Origin of the sequence: Mesorhizobium sp. M7A.F.Ca.AU.001.01.1.1, from assembly GCF_004022735.1 — a bacterium.
Classification (GTDB): Bacteria; Pseudomonadota; Alphaproteobacteria; order Rhizobiales; family Rhizobiaceae; genus Mesorhizobium; species Mesorhizobium ciceri.
In genome coordinates this window covers 1-2,781 of sequence record NZ_RZPF01000789.1, presented here as the reverse complement: position 1 = coordinate 2,781, position 2,781 = coordinate 1, and the positions used below count along the sequence as shown (strand labels likewise).

4 protein-coding genes are annotated in these 2,781 nt (G+C 61.5%); all 4 read right to left on the bottom strand.

Annotation, left to right across the window (positions count from 1 at the left end; genetic code table 11):
- Positions 1–611: 611 nt before the first annotated feature.
- Positions 612–914: a hypothetical protein gene (locus tag EN884_RS31855; protein WP_013532229.1), complete on the bottom strand. Its 303-nt coding sequence runs from the start codon at positions 912–914 to the stop codon at positions 612–614.
- An 85-nt stretch (positions 915–999) separates the two neighbouring features.
- Positions 1,000–1,539, bottom strand: coding sequence for a MerR family transcriptional regulator (locus EN884_RS31850; RefSeq protein ID WP_063167770.1), 540 nt, complete (start codon positions 1,537–1,539; stop codon positions 1,000–1,002).
- A gap of 125 nt (positions 1,540–1,664) precedes the next feature.
- Positions 1,665–1,988: an integration host factor subunit alpha gene (locus EN884_RS31845; RefSeq protein ID WP_013532231.1), complete on the bottom strand. Its 324-nt coding sequence runs from the start codon at positions 1,986–1,988 to the stop codon at positions 1,665–1,667.
- A 103-nt stretch (positions 1,989–2,091) separates the two neighbouring features.
- Positions 2,092–2,781, bottom strand: a 690-nt coding sequence (locus tag EN884_RS31840) for a beta-ketoacyl-ACP synthase III (protein ID WP_164895286.1), incomplete at its 5' end; no start/stop codon positions are given.

The following is a 2,781-nucleotide window of genomic DNA, read 5'->3' as shown; positions in this document are numbered from 1 at the left end:
GGGTAGTGACGGCGCGCTGAGCGCCAGCCGCGTCGTGGTCGGGACCAACGGCGTCGTGCCGCCGATGTAGTCGGACAGGCGGCCAATGGCCGCCTCTCGATCTTGCCGTGCATGGTGGCGGGAGGCTGGATTGGGCAGAAACAGTCCAGAAACAAAATTCTACAATCGGGAAATACTGACGAAAAAATTCAGGCGCGTAATTCCATTCGCGGCGGCCGGGCTATCGCCCCGATCCATATGCGCCCGCGAAACAAAAGGAAACGATCCATGAAGAAGTCCCTCCTCTCGGCCCTCGGGCTTGCAGTTGCATTGGCTTTCACGGTGCCCGTCATCGGTGCGACGAGTGCGGATGCGGCGCCGATGGCAAAGCACCATCGTCACCACCATCATCATCGCCACCATGTCCGCCATCACCATCATCACCGCCACCACCACCATGTGATCGGAAACAAGGCCTAAGCACCGCAAACTGCCACCGAGAAGACCGGCCTTGGCTTCCTGTCCAAGGCCGGTCTTCCCTTGGCATTGCGGCGCGTTAGCTCGACACGATTTGGGCGCACCAAGTTCGTCGAATGACGGCGCCAGCTACCTCAACCATCAGAAGCACCGCCTCAGCGCCGGCTGAACAGCAGACTGGCGACAAGACCGAGCACCACAAGGCCGACAGCAGCGGCAGCCGCCGGATGGTCGCGGGCCGACCTCTCGATCACCCTGCCCTGTTTACGCAGTGCCGGCATGGCGTCGCGCAGACGCCCCGCAAGATCGGAATAGGTGTCGAAGGCTGCATCGCGACCGTCCTCGTAGTAGGCGCCGCCTCGCCTTGCCACAGCCCTCTTCAAGCTGGCCAGTTCTTTGGTGAGAGCCGCGACCTGCCTGTCGAGATCGATGTCCGAGAGGGTCGAAAATGATGCCATGATGTGTTTCCTTCACTTGCAGAAGGAAACGTAACGCCTCACCGGAAGACGGGTTCCGGTTTCGAACTATCGCGTCGGGCTGCGGTCAGCGCACCTGATCAAGCAGGCGCTTGCATTCCAGGAGGTCGAACAACGCCTCCTGCAGCAAGGCCCTGTTGTCGCGCGAGAGTTTCGATGCATCCGGCTGCACCGGACCGTCCTCGTCGCTCTTGCCCAGGCCGAAAAAGCGACGGCTGGGTTTGACGCGCGGCTGGCCGACCAGTTCGTCGTCCATGCTGCGCGGCTGGGCCGCCGGCGTCAGCGGCACCTGGTCAGCCTGCCTTCGCTGCGAGATCGCCTCGACGGCGGCCATGTCGCCATTGCCGATGGCAACCAGGAAATGGTTGCCGTTCTCGCGCAACAGCTTCTGCACGCCCTTGATGGTGTAGCCCTGGTCGTAGAGCATGTGACGGATGCCCTTGATCAGCTCGACATCCTGCGGCCGGTAGTAACGACGGCCGCCGCCGCGCTTCATCGGCTTGATCTGGTTGAAACGCGTTTCCCAGAAGCGCAGCACATGCTGCGGCAAATCGAGATCTTCGGCGACCTCGCTGATGGTACGAAAGGCGTCGGGGCTCTTGTCCATGGGCGAATCCTCACGCTGGACGATGATCCGGCCTAGCTGCCGAATCGGGGCTTATTTCAGCGGTTTATGAAGCAATATTCAAGCCCGGCGTCATGGCGGTGGCGGTTTTCAACCGCGCTCTAGGATTACTTGCCGCTTTTGGCCTTGCCGCTCTGATGGGAGCGCAAGATACGGCTCTTCAGCACGTTGGACGACTTGAAGGTCATCACCCGACGCGGCAGGATCGGCACTTCCTCGCCAGTCTTGGGATTGCGGCCGATACGCTCGTTCTTGGAGCGGACGTGGAATGTCGCGAAGGACGACAGCTTCACCGTTTCGCCGCGCACGATGGCTTCGCAGATTTCATCCAGCACCGCTTCGACGAGTTCGGCCGATTCAGTGCGCGACAGGCCGACCTTCCGGTAAACTGCCTCGGCAAGGTCGGCGCGCGTAAGTGTCTTTCCCCCCATGCGACCGTCCCATCAGCTCAAAACATAAAATTCGGCACAACAACGGCAGAGCCTAAGTAATTGATCCGTCAAGGTCAAGGACCGAAACTGGACCGTTCGGCACTTACCAGCGAACCAGGACAGCGCCCCAGGTGAAGCCGCCACCCATCGCTTCCAGGAGGACGAGATCGCCCTTCTTGATGCGGCCGTCGGCAACGGCCACCGACAGCGCCAACGGCACGGAAGCAGCCGAGGTGTTACCGTGCAAATCGACCGTAACCACCACCTTTTGCTCAGCTATCCCGAGCTTCTTGGCGGAAGCGTCAATAATTCGTTTATTGGCCTGGTGCGGCACGAACCAGTCGAGATCCTCGGCTGAGATACCGGCTTGCGCGAACGTCGCCTCGATGACGTCGGTGATCATGCCGACCGCGTGCTTGAAGACTTCGCGGCCCTCCATCCGGAGATGGCCGACCGTACCCGTCGTCGACGGCCCGCCATCGACAAAAAGCTTGTCCTTGTGCGTGCCGTCGGAGCGCAGGCTGGCCGCCAGAACGCCATGGTCGGCGATCGTGCCCGCGCCCTCGCCCGCTTCCAGGATCATGGCACCGGCGCCGTCTCCGAACAGCACACAGGTCGACCGGTCGCTCCAGTCGAGAATGCGCGAGAATGTTTCGGACCCGATCACCAGGACACGCTTGGCCAGGCCGCCGCGGATGTAGAGATCGGCGGTGGTCACGGCATAGACGAAACCCGAACAGACCGCCTGCATGTCGAAGGCAAAGCCGTGATGCATACCGAGCCGGTTCTGGAT